Source organism: Kitasatospora sp. NPDC088264, from assembly GCF_040685715.1.
Taxonomy (GTDB): domain Bacteria; phylum Actinomycetota; class Actinomycetes; order Streptomycetales; family Streptomycetaceae; genus Kitasatospora.
The window spans coordinates 1-17,555 of the sequence record NZ_JBFBIR010000061.1; the positions used below are offsets into that span (position 1 = coordinate 1).

Here is a 17,555-nt window from a genome sequence, read left to right on the forward strand (position 1 = left end):
TCGAACGCCGCGACCACCAGGTCAAGATCCGCGGCCGCCGCGTCGAAACCGGCGAGATCGAAGCCGTCATCCGCTCCCTCGACACCGTCGCCGACGCCGCCGTCGCCGTCCTCCCCGACGCCTCCGGCAACCCCCGCCTCATCGGCTACCTCACCGGCCCCGGCGTCGACCCAGACCGGATCCGCCGTCAACTGGCCGAGCTGCTACCCGGGTACATGATCCCGGCGTCCTGGCTGGTGCTGCCCGCCATGCCGCTCACGGCCAACGGCAAGCTCGACCGCAAGGCCCTGCCCAGGCCCGACCTGGGGGACCAGGAGGAGGCCCGCGCGCCGCGCACCGAGCGCGAGCAGGTGCTGACCGAGATCCTCGCCGAGGTCCTCGGCACCGGCCGGGTCGGCATCGACGAGGACTTCTTCGCCCTCGGCGGCGACAGCATCCGCTCCATCCAGGTCGTCAGCCGCGCCCGCAGGGCCGGACTCACCCTCACCACCCGCGACATCTTCACCCACAAGACCGCCGCCGCCCTGGCCCAGGTCGCCGAGGAGCAGGAGCAGAGCCCCGCCGAACCCGCCCCGACGGAACCCGAAGGCAGTCTGATCGCCCTGTCCGACGAGGAACTGGCCGATCTGGAATTCGAGTTGAATGAGGAACTTTCGTGACGACCGCCCCCAGAACCGGGTCGAAGATCAGCGAAGTACTTCCGCTCTCCCCCCTCCAGCAGGGACTGCTGTTCCTGTCCTCGTACGACCAGGCCTCGCCCGACCTGTACACCCTCCAGTTCGTCGCGGAGATCGACGGGCCGGGCGCGGGTGACGGCGAGCAGCTCGCCGCCCGGCTGCGCGCGGCCTCGGCCGCGCTGCTGCGCCGGCACCCCAACCTGCGGGCCTGCTTCCGCAACCGCAAGACCGGCGAGCCCGTCCAGGTCGTCCTCAAGGAGACCGAGGTCGAGCCGGAGTGGCAGCTGCACGACCTCACCCACCTGCCCGAGGCCGACCGGGAGGCGGCGGCGCAGCGGCTGACGCGCGAGGACCGGCTGCGCCGGTTCGACCTGGCGCGGCCGCCACTGATGCGGTTCACCCTGATCCGGCTCGGCGCGGGGCACCACCGGTTCGTCTGGTCGGTGCACCACATCGTCATGGACGGCTGGTCGTTCCCGCTGGCCGTCCGCGAGCTGGTGCTGCTCGACGACGAGGCGGGCGCGGCGGGCGCGGCGGCGCTGCCCGCGCCCGCGCCGTACCGCTCGTTCCTGACCTGGCTGAACGGCCGTGACCGGGCCGCCGCGCGGGCGGCCTGGGCGCAGCTGCTGGACGGCCTGGACGGGCCGGTCCGGGCGCTGCCCGGCGCCGGTGCCGGCGATTCCCGCGAACTGCCGTCGCTCGTCCGGGGGTTCCTGTCGCCGGAGCGCACCGCGGCGCTCGCCGGCTGGGCCCGCGGCCGGGGCCTGACCCTCAACACCGTGGTGCAGGGCTGCTGGGCACTGCTGCTCGGCCGGCTCACCGGCCGCGAGGACGTGGTGTTCGGGTCGGTCACCTCCGGCCGCCCGGCCGAGGTCCCGGACGTCGAGTCGATGATCGGCCTGTTCGCCAACACCCTGCCGGTCCGCGCCGACCTGCGCCCGGACCAGCGGGCGAGTGAGCTGTTCGAGGCGCTGGCCCGCCAGCAGCTCGCGATGATGCCGCACGAACACCTGCCGCTCGCCGAGGCGCAGGCCGCCTCCGGCGTCCAGGGCGAGCTGTTCGACACCGTCCTCGCCTTCCAGAGCTACCCGCTGGACGAGGCCGCGCTGTTCCGCGAGTCGGGCGGCACCGTCAGTTCCGCGCAGGTGCTCTCGGCCACCCACTACCCGCTGAGCCTCACCGTCTTCCCCGGCGAGCGGCTGGACCTGCACCTCGCCTACCGGCCCTCGGCCTTCGCCGGGAACCCCGAGGGCCTCACCGAGGACCCGCGGCCGTCCGCGCAGCGCGTCCTGGACCAGCTGGTCCGCGTCCTGGAGCAGGTCGCCGACGACCCGCAGGCCCCGCTCGCCCGGCTCGGCGCGCCCGAGCCCGCCGAACTGGCCCGCATCCTCGGCGAGTGGAGCGGCGCCTCGGCCGCCCCCCGGGAGCCCGCGCGGCGCGCCACCATCGCGGAGCTGTTCGCCGAGCAGGCCGCCCGCACCCCGGACGCCGTCGCGGTCACCGCTCCCGGCGAGGCCGCCCTCAGCTACCGCGAGCTGGACGAGCGGGCCAACCGGCTCGCCCACCTGCTCGCCGCCCGCGGCGCCGGCCCGGAGAGCCTGGTGGCCGTCGCGCTGCCGCGCGGCGCCCAGCTGATCGTCGCCGTCCTGGCCGTCCTCAAGGCGGGCGCGGCCTACCTGCCGCTGGAGCCCGGCCACCCGGCCGACCGGATCGGCTACACCCTGCGCGACGCCCGTCCGGCGCTGCTGCTGACCGCCGGCGGCGTGCTGCCCGAACCGCCCGAGGCCCCGGACCTGCCGCGCCTGGACCTGGACACCCCGGAGACGGCCGCCGCGCTGGCCGCCCACCCGGCCACCGCCCCGGACACCGCGGCCTCCCCCGAGCACCCGGCCTACGTCATCTACACCTCCGGCTCCACCGGCCGCCCCAAGGGCGTCGTGGTGCCGCACCAGAACGTGGCGCGGCTGCTGGAGGCCACCGACGGCTGGTTCGACTTCGGCCCCGGCGACGTGTGGACGCTGTTCCACTCCATCGCCTTCGACTTCACCGTCTGGGAGCTGTGGGGCGCGCTGCTGCGCGGCGGCCGGCTGGTCGTGGTGCCGTACGACGTGTCGCGCTCCCCCGACGCCTTCCTGGACCTGCTCGCCGAGGAGCGGGTGACCGTCCTCAACCAGACCCCGTCCGCCTTCTACCAGCTGATGCGCGCCGACGCCGACCGTCCGCGCCCGCTCGCCCTGCGGACCGTGGTGTTCGGCGGCGAGGCGCTGGACATCGGCAGGCTCGCCGACTGGTACAGCCGGCACTCCGACGACGCGCCGCGCCTGGTCAACATGTACGGCATCACCGAGACCACGGTGCACGTCTCCTACCAGGAGCTGGACGCCCCGACGGCCGCCGCCGGCGGCGGCAGCGTGATCGGGCGCGGCATCCCGGACCTGCGGGTCTACCTGCTCGACGGCGCTCTGCGGCCCGTCCCGGCCGGCGTGCCCGGCGAGCTGTACATCACCGGCCCCGGCCTGGCCCGCGGCTACCTGCACCGCCCCGACCTCACCGCGGCCCGCTTCGTCGCCTGCCCGTTCGAGCCCGGCGGCACCCGGATGTACCGCACCGGCGACCTCGGCCGCTGGCGGGCCGACGGCACCCTGGAGTACCTGGGCCGCGCCGACGAGCAGGTCCAACTGCGCGGCTTCCGGATCGAGTTGGGCGAGATCGCGACCGTCCTCGGCCAACACCCCGCGGTCGCCGAGGCCGCCGTGATCGCCCGCGAGGACCGGCCCGGCGACCAGCGCCTGGTCGCCTACGTGGTGCCCCGCGACGGCGCGAACCCGGACGGGCTGCGGGAGTTCGCCGCCGAGCGGCTGCCCGAGTACATGGTCCCGGCGGCCGTGGTCCCGCTCGCCGCGCTGCCGCTGACCGCCAACGGCAAGCTCGACCGCCGCGCCCTGCCCGCCCCCGCGTACACCACCTCGGCCCGCGGCCCGCGCACCGCCGAGGAGGAGCAGCTCTGCGGCGTCTTCGCCGAGGTGCTCGGACTCGACCGGGTCGGTGTCGACGACGACTTCTTCACCCTCGGCGGCCACTCGCTGCTCGCCACCCGGATCGTCAACCGGGTCCGCGCCGAACTCGGCGCCGAACTCCAGGTGCGGGACCTCTTCGAGGCCCCCTCCCCCGCCCGCCTCGCCGAACGGCTGGCCGCCGCCGCACCCGGCCGCGCCCCGCTCGCCGCCGGGCCGCGCCCGGCCGTACTGCCGCTGTCGTACGCGCAGCAGCGGCTCTGGTTCGTCGAGCACCTGGGCGCACCCGGCGGGCTGTACGCCATCCCGCTGGCGATCCGCCTCTCCGGGCGCCTCGACACCGCCGCCCTGGCGGGCGCCCTGCACGACGTGGTCACCCGGCACGAGGCGCTGCGCACCGTCTTCCCGCAGCGCGCCCCCGAGAGCACCGGGTCCGGGGCCGCCCCCGGGGCCACCTCCGGGACCACCGGCAGCGGACCGGCCGAGCAGCGGGTGCTCACCCCGGCCGAGGCCGCCGTCCCGCTCCCGGTGAGCGAGACCACCGAGGCGGGCCTGCCCGCCGCCCTCGCCGCCGAGGCCGCGCGCGGCTTCGACCTGGAGCGCCACCTCCCGCTCCGCGCCCGCCTGTTCCGGCTCGGCCCGGACGAGCACGTGCTGACGATCGTCCTGCACCACATCGCCGGCGACGGCTGGTCGCTCGCCCCGCTCACCCGCGACCTCACCGCGTACTACCGGGCCCGGGTGGCCGGCCGCCCGGCCCAACTGCCGCCGCTGCCCGTCCAGTACGCCGACTACGCCCTGTGGCAACGCGGACTGCTCGGCGCGGAGGACGACCCGCGGAGCGAACTCGCCCGCCAACTCGGCTACTGGACCGCCGCCCTGAAGGGCCTGCCGGAGGAACTGGCGCTGCCCTTCGACCACCCGCGCGGCACCCGGGCCGAGCACCGCGGCGACGTCGTGCGCACCACCGTGCCGCAGCCGCTCACCGCCGAGCTGCACCGGCTCGCCGCCGCCTGGGGCGTCAGCGTCTTCATGCTGCTGCGGGCCGGGCTCGCCGCCCTGCTCACCCGGCTCGGCGCGGGCACCGACATCCCGCTCGGCAGCCCGATCGCGGGCCGCACCGACGAGCGGCTCGACGAGCTGGTCGGCATGTTCGTCAACACCCTGGTGCTGCGCACCGACACCTCCGGCGACCCGGGCCTGCGCGAACTCGCCGAACGGGTCCGGGCCTACGACCTGGCCGCCCACCAGCACCAGGACGTGCCCTTCGAGAAGCTCGTCGAGGTGCTCAACCCCGAGCGCTCGATGGCCCGGCACCCGCTGTTCCAGGTGATGCTCGGCTTCCAGCAGGCCGGCCCGGCCCCGGCGCCCGAGCAGGACCCGGAACTCGCCGTGGCCGAGCAGCCGGTGCCCGTCCGGACCGCCAAGTGGGACCTGTTCTTCCAGCTCACCGAGCAGGCCGGCGGCGCGCTCGCGCTCGCCGTCGAGTACCGCACCGACCTGTTCGAGCCCGCCACCGCCCGCCGCATCACCGACGCCTACCTGCGGCTGCTCGCCGCCGCCCTCGCCGAGCCCGCCCGGCCGCTGTCCCGGCTGGACCTGCTCGGGCCCGAGGAGGAGGCCGAACTGCTCGCCCTCGGCACCCACCGGGCCGGCACCCCGCGCAGCACCCTCACCGCCCTGGTGGACCGCCGGATCGCGGCCACCCCGGACGCGGTCGCGCTGGTCCACACCGAGCCCGGCCACCCCGAGCGGCTGCGGCACACCAGCTACGCCGAACTGGACGCCGAGGCCAACCGCCTGGCCCACCTGCTGACCGCGCGCGGCGCCCGCCGGGGCGACCTGGTGGCGCTGCGCCTGGAGCGCGGCCCGGCCGTGGTGAGCACCCTGCTGGCGATCGCCCGCACCGGCGCGGCCTACCTGCCGATCGACCCGTCCTACCCCGACGAGCGGGTCCGCGACATGCTGGCCGACAGCGGCGCCCGGCTGCTCGTCACCGAACGGTCACCGGCCGGACGGGAGCTCCCCGCCGGGGTCGTCGAGCTGCTCCTGGACGCCCCCGAAACCCTGGCCGACCTGGCCGGCCGGCCCGTCACCGCCCCGGTGCCCGCCGCCCCGATCGACCCCGACGACCTGCTGTACGTCATCTACACCTCCGGCTCCACCGGCAAGCCCAAGGGCGTCGCGGTCCCGCACCGCGCCGCCGTCCGCCTGGTCCTGGGCCTGCCCGAGCTGGCGCCGACCGCCGCGGACACCTTCCTCTACTTCGCGCCGGTCGCCTTCGACGCCTCCACCTTCGAGATCTGGGGCGCGCTCGCCCACGGCGCCCGGGTGGCGGTCCACCCGCCGGGCCCGGCCGACCCGCGGGCCCTGGAGTCCTTCCTGGCCCGCGCCCGGGTGAGCGTCGCCTTCCTCACCACCCAGTTGTCCAACACCATCGCCGACACCCGGCCGCGCGCCCTGGCCCCGCTGCGGGCGCTGCTCACCGGCGGCGAGGCGCACTCCCGCGACCACCTGGACCGGCTGCGGGCCGCCCTGCCGGACACCACGGTGTTCAACGTGTACGGCCCCACCGAGACCACCACCTTCGCCACCGGCCAGGACCTCGGCCGCGCCGAGGGCACCGTCCCGATCGGCCGGCCGATCGGCGACACCCGCGCGTACGTCCTGGACGAGGCGCTGCGGCCGGTGCCGCGCGGCGTGGTCGGCGAGCTGTACCTGGCCGGCGAGGGCCTGGCCCGCGGCTACCTCGGCCGGCCCGCGCTGACCGCCGCCCGCTTCACCGCCTGCCCGTTCGGCGCGCCCGGGGAGCGCATGTACCGCACCGGCGACCTGGTCCGCTGGGACCGGCACGGCCGGATCGAGTACGTCGCCCGCGCCGACCAGCAGGTCAAGATCCGCGGCTACCGGGTCGAACTCGGCGAGGTCGAACGGCTGCTGGCCGAGCACCCGGACGTCGCCCGGGCCGCCGTCCTGGCCCCCGCCGACGCCGCCGGCCAGCGCCGCCTGGTCGCCTACCTGGTGCCCGCCGACGGCCGGCCGGCCCCCGGACCGGCCGAGTTGCGGGGCCACCTGGCCCGCTCGCTGCCCGGCCACATGGTGCCGGAGAGCTACACCGCGCTGCCGGAACTGCCGCTGAACGCCAACGGCAAGCTGGACGTCAAGGCCCTGCCCGCCCCCGCGGCCACCCCCTCGGCCCGCGCCCCGAGGGCGCCCCGCACCGAGCCGGAACGGCTGCTCTGCGCCGCCGTCGAGGAGGTCCTGGGCACGGGCCCGGTCGGCCCCGAGGACTCCTTCTTCGCCCTCGGCGGGGACAGCCTGAAGGCGATCCGGCTGGTCAACGCGGCCGGCCGGGCCGGGCTGCCGATCAGCCTCGGGGCGGTCTTCGAGCACCGCACCCTGGAGGCGCTGGCCGCGGCCGCCACCACCGGGGGCGGCGCGGTCGACCTGCTCGGGCCCGTCCTGCCGATCCGGCCCACCGGCGGGCGGCCCCCGCTGTTCTGCGTGCACGGCGGCCTCGGCTTCGCGATCCCGTTCGCGGCGCTCGCCGAGCACCTCGACCCGGAGCAGCCGGTCTACGGCCTCCAGGCCCGCGGCCTGTCCGACGACGGCCCGCTGCCGACCGACCTGGGCGACGTCGCCGAGGAGTACCTGGCCCGGGTGCGCGCCGTGCAGCCGCACGGCCCGTACCACCTGCTCGGCTGGTCCTACGGCGGCGTCGTGGCGCACGAGATGGCCGTCCGGCTGCACGCCGCCGGCGAGCGGGTGGCGTTCCTGGCCAACCTGGACGCCTACCCCGACGACGCCCTCGGGGCCCGGCCCAGCGACGCCGAGTTCCTCGCCGACTTCCTGGCCGAGGCCGGGGTCGACGCGGCGGAGCCGGAACGGCTCACCCCGCAAGGCGTCGCCGCGCACCTGGCCCGCACCGAAGGCCCCCTCGCCGCGCTCGAACCGGGTACGCTGGAACGGCTGCTGGGGGTCATGCGGAACAACCTGGAGCTGTTCCAGCGGTTCACCCCGGGCCGCTTCGACGGCTGCCCGATGACGCTCTTCGTGGCGGCCGGCGGCGACACCCGCCCCACCCCGGAGGAGCGCGCCCTCAAGGTCAAGAGCTGGGAGCCGCACGTCGGTTCCGCCGTCCTCGCGCACGACGTGGACAGCGGGCACCAGCAGCTGCTGCAACCCGCACCGGCGGCGGCGATCGGCGCGGTCGTCGAACACGCCCTCGCCGCCCTGGCCGCGGACCCGACCGGAACCCCGGCCGCACCGGCCGCCACCCCGACCACCTGACGCCCGATCAACCCGGCACGTCCCGAGATCCCGAGACCTGGAGAACAGTCATGGCGAACCCCTTTGACCGCGAAGACGGCACCTTCCTCGTCCTCGTCAACGCGGAGGGGCAGCACTCCCTGTGGCCGTCCTTCGCCGCCGTCCCGGAGGGCTGGTCGGTGACCCTGGAGGCCACCGACCGGGCCACCGCCGTCGCCCACATCGAGGGCAGCTGGACGGACATGCGCCCGCTCAGCCTCCAGCAGCAGGGCTGACCGGCCGGGCCCGCGCCCGGAATCCGGAAGAACGCCGCCGGACGGCTCCGACCCCGCCGCCCGCCGCACCCCCAGGGCCTTCGCCCGACGGTGCGGCGGGCGGCCGTTTTGTCCCCGACACCCCTCCCCACCAGGCGCGCTACACCCCGCCAGGACCCGTCAGTGAGCGGTCAGTTGGACGTCATCGACCCGTCATCGGGCCTGACTAATTTGCTGCCCAGAGGCCCGGTTTCCGGGCACCCCAGGGCACCCCCACAGGGCGCCCGCGAAAACGGAGGAAAACGAGCATGACGACGGTAGCGCCGGAGCGTCTCACCCGGATCCGCGAGATCATCGCCGAGAACATCGACGTGCACACCGAGTTCGCCGACACCGCGCTGTTCGTCGACGAGCTGGGCGCCGACTCGCTGAAGCTCATCGACGTGCTCAGCGCCCTGGAGATGGAGTACTCCATCGTCATCGACATGAACGAGCTGCCGAAGATGGTGAACGTGGAGGCCACGTACCAGGTGACCGCGACGGCCGCCGGTTGGTGATCGGGGCGGGTTCCGGGACCGGAACCCCCGCCCGCAGGCATCCCACTGCTTAAGGAGTCCCATGTCCACCGCACAGTCACCAGCGGCACCCCGCGCCGGCGCGCCGGCCGACCGCCGCCGGGTCGTCCTCACCGGCCTCGGGGCGATCTCCAGCATCGGCACGGGTGTCGAGGAGTACACCGCGGGGCTGCGGGCCGGCCGCTCCGGTGCGCGGCCGATCACCCGGTTCGACACCGAGGGGTTCGGCCAGAACATCGCCTGCGAGGTCCCCGACTTCGAGCCGGAGCGCTGGATCCGCAACGTCCCCCTCGACGACATGGGCCGCGCCGGGCAGTTCGCCGTCGCCGCCGCCCGGATGGCCGTGGAGGACGCCGGGCTCACCGAGGCCGACCTCGGCGAGCGCCAGGCCGTCATCAGCGTCGGCACCACCGACGGCGAGGGGCACGACATCGGCGTGCTGGTCGAGCAGGAGCTCGCGGCCGGGGACCCTGGGGCCATGGACCCGGTGCTGTCCCGCCGGATCAACGCCGGCCGGCTCACCACCGTCATCGCCCGCGAGCTGCGGATGCCGAACGTGGAGCCGACCACCATCACCACCGCCTGCGCGGCGGGCAACTACTCGATCGGCTACGGACTGGACGCGATCCGCTCCGGCGAGGTCGACATCGCGCTGTGCGGCGGCGCCGACGCCGTCTGCCGCAAGGCCTTCGCGCTGTTCAAGCGCTTCGGCGCGCTCACCCCGGACGTGGTCCGCCCGTTCGACAGGAACCGCCAGGGCATCCTGACCGGCGAGGGCGCGGGCATCCTCGTCCTGGAGAGCCTGGAGTCCGCCCTCGCCCGCGGCGCGCACATCTACGCCGAGGTGCTCGGGTACGGCCTCAGCTGCGACGCCGCCCACCCGACCGCGCCGAACCGCGACGGCATCGCGCGCGGCATCCGGCTCGCCCTGGACGACGCCGGGGTCGAGCGGGACGAGATCGACTTCATCTCCGCGCACGGCACCGGCACCAAGGCCAACGACAAGACCGAGTCGGCCGCCATCGTCGACGTGTACGGCGACGCACCGCCGCGCACCGTCGCGGTGAAGTCGATGCTCGGCCACTCGATGGGCGCGGCCAGCGCGCTCGGCGCGATCGCCTGCAGCCTCGCCATCGAGCACCAGTTCATCCCGCCGACCATCAACCACGTGGAGACCGACCCCGACTGCCCGCTGGACGTCGTGCCCAACCAGGCCGTCGACGCGGAGGTCCGGATCGTGGAGAACAACTCCAGCGCCTTCGCCGGCAACAACGCCATCCTGATTCTGGGCACGTACGGAGAGCGAGTCTGACGATGACCACCGCAGCCACCCCGGCGGCCCTGCCGCCGGAGACACTCGTCATCACCGGCTGGTCGGCCGTGTCGCCGTACGGCCTGACCCGCCAGGACTTCGCGTCCGGCGTGCGCGCCGGCGCCAAGACCGCCGTCAAGGCGGACGCCGCGCTCGGCACGCTGCCGTCGCCCGACGTCTGCCTGGTGCCCGGCTTCGACATCAAGGGCCTGCTCGGCCCCACCGGCACCGCCAAGATGGACCGGCTCACCGCGCTGGCCCTGGTCGCCTCCGACGGCCTGCTCAAGGACGCCGACGGCAACCGGGTGGTGGAGACCGACGACCGCACCGGTGTGGTCCTCGGCATCTCGATGGGCAGCCTGGAGAACGTCACCAACTTCCTCAAGCAGTCCTACACCAACGCGCTGCCCTTCCACGTCGACGCCGGCCGCATCCCCTTCGGCAGCCTCAACCACGCCGCCGGCGCCACCGCCATCCGGCACGACCTCAAGGGCCCCAACACCACCGTCGCCGGCGGCCGGGTCAGCGGCCTGCTCGCCCTCAACTACGCGCGGCGCCTGATGGGCCAGGGCCGGGCGACCAAGTACCTGGTCGGCTCCGCCGAGGAGTTCTCCGCCGCGCACGCCTGGATCGAGCACACCGCCGTCGCGGCCGGCGACTCCACGCCGCTGCTCGGCGAGGGCTGCGGCCTGTTCGTGGTCGAGCACGCCGGCACCGCCCAGCGCCCGGCGCTCGCCGCGGTGCTCGCGGTGGAGACCCGCGTCGACATCGACGACGACCCGAAGGCCGCCGTCACCGCGTGCGTGCAGCGCGCCCTGGCCCGCGCCGGCGTCACCGCCGACGAGGTCTGGGCCGCCGTCCCGTGCGCCGCGCCCACCGCGGCCGGCCGGGCCGAGTACGACGCGCTCGCCGCGCTGCTGCCGGCCGAGGCACTGGGCCGGGTCCCGTCCATGGAACTGCTCGGCGACACCGGCGCGGCCTCCGCGTCCTTCCAGATCCAGGCGGTGCTCGGCGTGGCCGGGACCGACCCGGCGGCCCGGGGCCGGATCGCCCTGGTGTCCGCCGTCGACCGTGACGGCGCGGTGGGCTGCGCCGTCCTGAGACTCTTCGGGGAGCACGCGTGATCGCCCTGGTCAGCGGCGGGTCCCGGGGCATCGGCAAGGCCATCGTGCTGCGCCTGGCCCAGGACGGCTACGACGTCGCCTTCTGCTACCGCTCCAACGCCGAGGCAGCCGAGCAACTCGCCAAGCAGGCAGGCGAGTTCGGCACCCGGATCACGACCACCCAGTGCGACGTGGCCGACCCGGAGCAGGTCCGCGACTGGTACAACCGCACCGAGCGCGAGGTCGGCCCGGTGGACGCCGCCGTCACCTCGGCCGGCATCACCCGGGACCGCCCGGTCATCCTGATGCCGGAGGACGACTGGAACCAGGTCCTGCGCACCAACCTGGACGGCGTGTACCACGTGTGCCGCGCCGCCGCCTTCGCGATGAGCAAGCGCCGCAGCGGATCGATCGTCAACCTGTCCTCGGTGTCCGGCATCTACGGCAACCTCGGCCAGGCCAACTACGCCGCGTCCAAGGCCGGCATCATCGGCTTCACCAAGTCCCTCGCCAAGGAGTGCGGCCCGCGCGGCGTGCGCGCCAACGTGGTCGCGCCGGGCCTGATCGCCACCGACATGGTCGGCGACATGTCCGACGCCGCGGTCGAGCGGATGCTGAAGAACGTCGCCCTCGGCCGGGCCGGCAAGCCCGAGGAGGTGGCCGACCTGGTCTCCTTCCTGCTCTCCGACCGCGCCGCCTACATCAGCGGGTCGGTCTTCGAGATCCACGGCGGCGGCACGTTCTGATGGGAGCACGCATGCAGGGGGCCCAGGGACTGCGCGACCACTACGACGCGATCGTCGTCGGCAGCGGCATCGGCGGCCTGACCACCGCCGGCTACCTGGCGGCCGACGGGCGCAGCGTCCTCGTCCTCGAACAGCACGACATCGCCGGCGGCAACGCGCACGTGTTCCGCCGCCGGCGCAAGTACGAGTTCGACGTCGGCACGCACTACCTCGGCGACTGCGGCCCCGACGGGCACTTCCCGGCGATCCTGGCCGGCCTCGGCGTCCTGGACCGGGTGCGGTTCCGGCCGATGGACAACGAGCAGGGCTTCGACCGGATCATCACGCCCACCGCGACCGTCGACGTGCCGGCCGGCTGGGACGCCTACCGCGACCGGCTGCGGCAGGCCCTGCCCGAAGAGGCCGACCGGATCGCCGGCTTCCTCGAACTCGCCGAGAACGTGGCCGGCTCGACCCGCGCCGGCCTGAACGGCGTCTCCCTGGTCGACCTGTTCCGCAAGTCCCCGCAGACCATGCGCTGGTCCCGCCGCACCTTCGCCGACGCCCTGGGCCACTTCGGCCTCTCCGCCAAGGCGCGCACGCTGCTCGCGGCACAGGCCGGCAACTACGGCACCATGCCCGACGGCATCAGCCTGGCCCACCACGCCTCGATGATGGACCACTACCTGCGCGGCGCGTACTACCCCGAGGGCGGCGGCCAGGCGATGGTCGCCGCGTTCGTCGAGGCGCTGGAGGCGCACGGCGGCGAACTGCGCACCCGCTGCGACGTCCGCCGCATCCTGATCGAGAACGGGCGCGCCACCGGCGTCGAACTCACCGACGGGCAGCGGGTCTCGGCCCCGCTGGTCATCTCCAACGCGGACTACCGGCGCACCGTCCTCGACCTGTGCGGCGGCGAGGACGCCTTCCCCTCCGAGGTGGTGGCCCGCACCCGCGCGGCGACCATGCGCGGCTCCTTCGTCTCGGTGTACATCGGGCTCGACACCGAACTGCCGGGCCTGCCCAACGCCAACCTCTGGTGGCACGACAGCGACGACATGGAGGGCGCGCACGCCGCCATGCTGGAGCGGTACGCGCGGGACGGCTCGATGGACTCGGTGCCGGCGCTCACCTTCTCCTTCGCCTCCCTCAAGGACCCGGGCGCCGCCGCCGTCTGCCCGCCCGGCCACAGCAACTTCCAGCTCATGACGGGCCTGCCGCCCGGCTACGGGTTCTGGGGCCTGGAGAGCGGCCCGGCCGACGGCGAGCCCTACCGCCGCAACGCCGCCTACCTCGCCCGCAAGCAGCAGCTCACCGAGGTCATGCTGGCCACCGCCGAGAAGGTCATCGGCCCGTTCCGGGAGCGCGTCACCCACCTGGAGACGGCCACCCCGCTCACCCACGAGCGCTACATCCGGGCCACCGGCGGCACCCCGTACGGCATGGCCAGCTGGGGCGGCTCCAGCCAGCGGCCGGACGTGCGCACCGAGGTCGAGGGCCTGTACGTGGTCGGCCAGAGCGTGCGCTACGGCAGCGGCATCGCCGCGGTCGCGAACAGCGGCATGGCCGCCGCCTCCGACATCATCGGCCGCGCGCTGCTGCGCGAGGTGTTCGGCGGCGCGGTGCTCGGCGACCCCTCCCGGCTGCCCGAACGCGGCCCGGACTGGGACCCGCTGGTGGTCTCGCGCGGGCGGGCGCGGCAGCGTGCCAAGGGCCTGGCCCGCATCGGCTGACCCCTCCCCCTCCGTTTCCTCACCCTCCGATCCTCACCCCTCCGATCCTCACCCCTCCGATCCTCACCCCTCCGACCAGGAGCACTGTTCCCATGAATCAGGTACCTCCCTTCGCCGTGGTCTCCGGCGCCCAGGTGCACGAGGCCCTCAACGGGCACGAGGACGAGGTCGTCGCCACGGTCGAGGCCGCGTACCGGCTGCACGGCGAGGGGCAGACGGTCAACCCGGACTCGTACTTCCTGCGCTTCCCCGACCGCCCGTCCTCCCGGATCATCGCGCTGCCGGCCTCGGTCAAGGGCGAGGTCGGCGTGCACGGCATCAAGTGGATCTCCAGCTTCCCGGACAACGTGGCGGCCGGCCTGCCGCGCGCCTCGGCCGTCCTGATCCTCAACGACGCCGAGACCGGCTACCCGTTCGCCTGCCTGGAGAGCTCGATCATCAGCGCGGCGCGCACCGCCGCCTCCGCGGCCCTCGCGGCGGCCCGGCTCGCCGACGCCCGCGGCGAGCGCCCGACCCGGGTCGGCTTCTTCGGCGTCGGCCTGATCGCCCGCTACGTGCACACCTACCTCGCCGCCAACGGCTTCGACTTCACCGCGGCCGGCGTCCACGACCTGTCCGCCGAACACGCCGAGGGCTTCTCCGACTACCTGCGCCGGGCCGAGGGCGAGGGCGTGGAGATCACCGTCCACGACAAGGCCGAGGACCTGATCCGCTCCAGCGACCTGGTGGTCTTCGCCACCGTCGCCGGCGAGCCGCACGTGACGGACCCGCAGTGGTTCTCGCACAACCCACTGGTGCTGCACGTCTCGCTGCGCGACCTCTCCCCCGAGATCGTCCTCGACTCGTGGAACGTCGTCGACGACATCGAGCACTGCATGAAGGCCGGCACCTCGCCGCACCTGGCCGAACAGCGCGTCGGCCACCGCGAGTTCGTCGCCGGCACGCTCTACGACGTGCTCACCGGCACGATCACCCCGCCGTCCGACCGGCCGGTGGTCTTCTCCCCGTTCGGCCTCGGCGTACTCGACATGGCCGTCGCCAAGCACGTCTACGACCGCGTCCTCGCGGCCGGGCAGCTGTACACCGTCCCGGACTTCTTCCACGAGCTCAAGCGCTACGGCTGAGCCCTCCCCGCCCCGTCCCGGAGGCCCGCCCGCGCTCCCGGCGCCGGCGGGCCTCCGGCCTTTCCCGCCGCCCCGCCCCCTCCGCTGACGGCCAACTGACGCCGCGCTGACCGAACGGCCCCCCGGCCCCCCGACGCCTTGTCCGCGCCATGGACGGCCGCCCAGAATCACCCGCATGAGATCCTTTGCCAACCTGGCCGAGTTCACCGGGGCGACCGGGGAGCACCTCGGCTACAGCGAATGGCTCGACGTCACCCAGCACAGCGTCGACCAGTTCGCCGACGCCACCGGCGACCTCCAGTGGATCCACGTGGACCCGGAGCGCGCCGCCACCGGCCCGTTCGGCGGGACCATCGTCCACGGCTACATGACGCTCGGCCTGCTGCCCGCGATGATGCGCGCGATCTTCGAGATCCACAACGTCGAACTGGGCGTCAACTTCGGTCTGGACAAGGTCCGCTTCCCCCGCCCGGTCCCGGTCGGCGCCCGGGTCCGCGGCGGCGCCAAGGTCACCAGCGTCCGCGAGACCCCGATGGGCCACCTGGCCGCGGTCCGGATGACGGTGGAGGTCGAGGGCCAGCAGCACGCGGCCTGCGTGGCGGACACCCTGTCCCTCTTCGTCGCCGCCCCCGACACCGCCGAGGGCGCATCGGACGGCTTCTGAGCCCGCCCGCCGACGTCACCGCCGCCGCCAGGTAGAAGAACCTCCCCCTCCGGTCGCGCAAGAGGGGGGTTATTACTACCGATTTCGCCGCGCCGCCCCCGCCAGAATGGTCACACGGCCACCACGGCCGGGGCACAGCGAACGGCACCAGAGAGGAGCGGGCCATGGACCGCACGATGAAGCTCGGGGGAAGCCCCTCGGCGGTCGAGATCAGGGGATTCTCCGTCCCCGCCGGATTCACCGGACTGCGGCGGGCGCTGGCCCTCTGCTGGATGTCCGTCGCGGCCTTCGGGCGCTCGCTCGGGGTCACCGGCGCGATCTCCCTGGTCGGCCCCGGCCTCGGCCTGGTGCCGCGGGCCATGGAGCGCGTCCGGGCACTGGCCGCCCGCCAGCGCGGCCTGTCCGAGCGCTGGTCCGGCGTGCAGATCCCCGGCCCGCCCAGCGGCCTGCCGGCCGCCCCCGAGGGCGCCTCGGGGGCCGTCGCCCGCTACCGCTGGATCATGAGCGACCCGCAGACCAAGCGGGAGTTCACCTGGGTGCTCACCGACCCGATCGTCGGCGGCTTCCTCGCCTTCATGCCGATCGCCGTCCTGCTCAGCGGCTTCTGGGGCATCTTCCTGGCCTTCTTCGGCGTCCCGCTGTCGACCCAGTGGGACGGCCTCTGGTACCAGTTCATCCCGATCGACGGCCAGGCCACCGCGGTGCTGGCCGGCGTCCTCGGCGTCCTGCAACTGCCGCTGGCCCTGTGGATGGCCCCCCGCGCCATCCGCAAGCACGCCCGGTACACCCACTCCATGCTCGCCCCCAGCGAGCAGGAACTGATGGCCAGCCGGATCGAGCACCTCACCACCACCCGCAGCACCGCCGTCGACACGCAGATGGCCGAGATCCGGCGGATCGAACGCGACCTGCACGACGGCGCCCAGGCCCGCCTGGTCGCGATGGGCATGACCCTGGACGCCGCCGAACACCTGCTGGAGACCAACCCGGAGGCCGTCCGGGCCCTGCTCATCGAGGCCCGCCAGTCCTCCTCCAAGGCCCTGGAGGAGATCCGCAACCTGGTCCGCGGCATCCACCCGCCGGTCCTCGCCGACCGCGGACTCGCCGACGCGGTGCGGGCGCTGGCCATGGTCTGCCCGGTCCCCACCGAGGTCGTCGTGGACCTGCCCGGACGCCCCGAGATGCCCGTCGAGTCCGCCGCCTACTTCGCGATCTCGGAGATCCTCACCAACGTCGCCAAGCACTCCGGCGCCGACCGGGCCTGGATCGACATCCGTTACGATCACGGCATGCTGCGCATCACCGTGACCGACAGCGGCCGCGGCGGCGCCGACGCCACCCGGGGCACCGGCCTGCGCGGCATCGAGCGACGACTCAGCACGTTCGACGGAGTCCTGGCCGTGAACAGCCCCGTCAACGGCCCGACCATGGTGACGATGGAGCTTCCGTGCGTATTGTCCTCGCCGAAGATCACTTCCTCCTGAGGGACGGCCTGATCCGCCTCCTCCAGGCCTACGGACACGAGGTGGTGGCCGCCGTCGACAACGGCGCCGACCTCCTCGCGGCCCTCACCGAGCAGCAGCCGGACGTCGCGGTCGTCGACGTCCGGCTTCCGCCGAACTTCACCGACGAGGGCCTGCGGGCCGTCCTCACCGCCCGCCGCACCATGCCCGACCTCCCGGTCCTGCTCCTCTCCCAGTACGTCGAACCGCTCTACGCCCGCGAACTCCTCGCCAGCGGCGGCCGCGGCGTCGGCTACATGCTCAAGGACCGCGTCACCAACGGCTCCCAGTTCCTCGACTCGATCCGCCGCGTCGCCGACGGCGGCACCGCGATGGACCCCGACGTCATCTCCCAGCTCCTCGTCCGCAAGGAACGCGACGAGAACGTCGGCAGCCTCACCGACCGCGAACGCGAAGTCCTCGAATGGCTCGCCCAGGGCCGCTCCAACGCCGGCATCGCCCAGGGCCTCTTCATCACCGAGAAGGCCGTCGCCAAGCACATCAGCAACATCTTCACCAAGCTCGGCCTCCTCCCCACCGACGGCGACAACCGCCGCGTCCTCGCCGTCCTCGCCTACCTCGACCAGTAACCCGCCCCACCCC

12 protein-coding genes are annotated in these 17,555 nt (G+C 74.2%); all 12 read left to right on the plus strand.

The window, feature by feature from the left end; translation table 11 throughout:
• Positions 1 to 659 (plus strand): phosphopantetheine-binding protein (locus AB0O82_RS31750; protein WP_363587378.1); only part of this gene is annotated, 659 nt, incomplete at its 5' end.
• On the plus strand, positions 656 to 7,981 hold the full coding sequence (locus AB0O82_RS31755; RefSeq protein ID WP_363587380.1) for an amino acid adenylation domain-containing protein: 7,326 nt from the start codon (positions 656 to 658) through the stop codon (positions 7,979 to 7,981). The genes AB0O82_RS31750 and AB0O82_RS31755, both read left to right, overlap by 4 nt.
• Before the next feature lie 50 nt (positions 7,982 to 8,031).
• Positions 8,032 to 8,235 (plus strand): MbtH family protein, encoded by a 204-nt coding sequence (locus AB0O82_RS31760; protein WP_350882087.1) that lies wholly within the window; start codon positions 8,032 to 8,034, stop codon positions 8,233 to 8,235.
• A gap of 287 nt (positions 8,236 to 8,522) precedes the next feature.
• Positions 8,523 to 8,771 carry an acyl carrier protein gene (locus AB0O82_RS31765; RefSeq protein ID WP_063348726.1) on the plus strand — a complete coding sequence of 83 codons (249 nt, stop codon included), beginning with the start codon at positions 8,523 to 8,525 and terminating at the stop codon, positions 8,769 to 8,771.
• Positions 8,772 to 8,832: 61 nt separating this feature from the next.
• On the plus strand, positions 8,833 to 10,101 hold the full coding sequence (locus AB0O82_RS31770) for a beta-ketoacyl-[acyl-carrier-protein] synthase family protein (protein ID WP_363587382.1): 1,269 nt from the start codon (positions 8,833 to 8,835) through the stop codon (positions 10,099 to 10,101).
• Positions 10,102 to 10,103: 2 nt separating this feature from the next.
• A complete protein-coding gene (locus AB0O82_RS31775; protein WP_363587384.1) occupies positions 10,104 to 11,225 on the plus strand; it encodes a beta-ketoacyl synthase N-terminal-like domain-containing protein in 1,122 nt (373 codons plus the stop codon).
• On the plus strand, positions 11,222 to 11,950 hold the full coding sequence (gene fabG / locus AB0O82_RS31780; RefSeq protein ID WP_363587386.1) for a 3-oxoacyl-ACP reductase FabG: 729 nt from the start codon (positions 11,222 to 11,224) through the stop codon (positions 11,948 to 11,950). The genes AB0O82_RS31775 and fabG overlap by 4 nt, the downstream gene beginning before the upstream one ends.
• An 11-nt stretch (positions 11,951 to 11,961) precedes the next feature.
• Complete coding sequence (locus AB0O82_RS31785; protein WP_363587388.1) at positions 11,962 to 13,662, plus strand: NAD(P)/FAD-dependent oxidoreductase; 1,701 nt, start codon at positions 11,962 to 11,964, stop codon at positions 13,660 to 13,662.
• A gap of 92 nt (positions 13,663 to 13,754) precedes the next feature.
• Complete coding sequence (gene sbnB / locus AB0O82_RS31790; protein ID WP_363587390.1) at positions 13,755 to 14,786, plus strand: 2,3-diaminopropionate biosynthesis protein SbnB; 1,032 nt, start codon at positions 13,755 to 13,757, stop codon at positions 14,784 to 14,786.
• A 175-nt stretch (positions 14,787 to 14,961) separates the two neighbouring features.
• Positions 14,962 to 15,450 (plus strand): MaoC family dehydratase, encoded by a 489-nt coding sequence (locus AB0O82_RS31795; protein ID WP_363587392.1) that lies wholly within the window; start codon positions 14,962 to 14,964, stop codon positions 15,448 to 15,450.
• Between the two features lie 164 nt (positions 15,451 to 15,614).
• Positions 15,615 to 16,934, plus strand: coding sequence for a histidine kinase (locus AB0O82_RS31800; protein ID WP_363587394.1), 1,320 nt, complete (start codon positions 15,615 to 15,617; stop codon positions 16,932 to 16,934).
• Positions 16,898 to 17,542, plus strand: coding sequence for a response regulator transcription factor (locus AB0O82_RS31805; protein ID WP_063348719.1), 645 nt, complete (start codon positions 16,898 to 16,900; stop codon positions 17,540 to 17,542). Before AB0O82_RS31800 ends, AB0O82_RS31805 begins: the two co-directional genes overlap by 37 nt.
• The last annotated feature ends 13 nt before the right edge of the window (positions 17,543 to 17,555 follow it).

Excerpts from the sequence above, each read along its gene's own strand:
- AB0O82_RS31760 (WP_350882087.1), top strand. The coding sequence starts at position 8,032 with ATGGCGAACCCCTTTGACCGCGAAGACGGCACCTTCCTCGTCCTCGTC.
- AB0O82_RS31765 (WP_063348726.1), top strand. The coding sequence starts at position 8,523 with ATGACGACGGTAGCGCCGGAGCGTCTCACCCGGATCCGCGAGATCATC.
- AB0O82_RS31770 (WP_363587382.1), top strand. The coding sequence starts at position 8,833 with ATGTCCACCGCACAGTCACCAGCGGCACCCCGCGCCGGCGCGCCGGCC.
- AB0O82_RS31775 (WP_363587384.1), top strand. The coding sequence starts at position 10,104 with ATGACCACCGCAGCCACCCCGGCGGCCCTGCCGCCGGAGACACTCGTC.
- AB0O82_RS31785 (WP_363587388.1), top strand. The coding sequence starts at position 11,962 with ATGCAGGGGGCCCAGGGACTGCGCGACCACTACGACGCGATCGTCGTC.
- sbnB (WP_363587390.1), top strand. The coding sequence starts at position 13,755 with ATGAATCAGGTACCTCCCTTCGCCGTGGTCTCCGGCGCCCAGGTGCAC.
- AB0O82_RS31795 (WP_363587392.1), top strand. The coding sequence starts at position 14,962 with ATGAGATCCTTTGCCAACCTGGCCGAGTTCACCGGGGCGACCGGGGAG.
- AB0O82_RS31800 (WP_363587394.1), top strand. The coding sequence starts at position 15,615 with ATGGACCGCACGATGAAGCTCGGGGGAAGCCCCTCGGCGGTCGAGATC.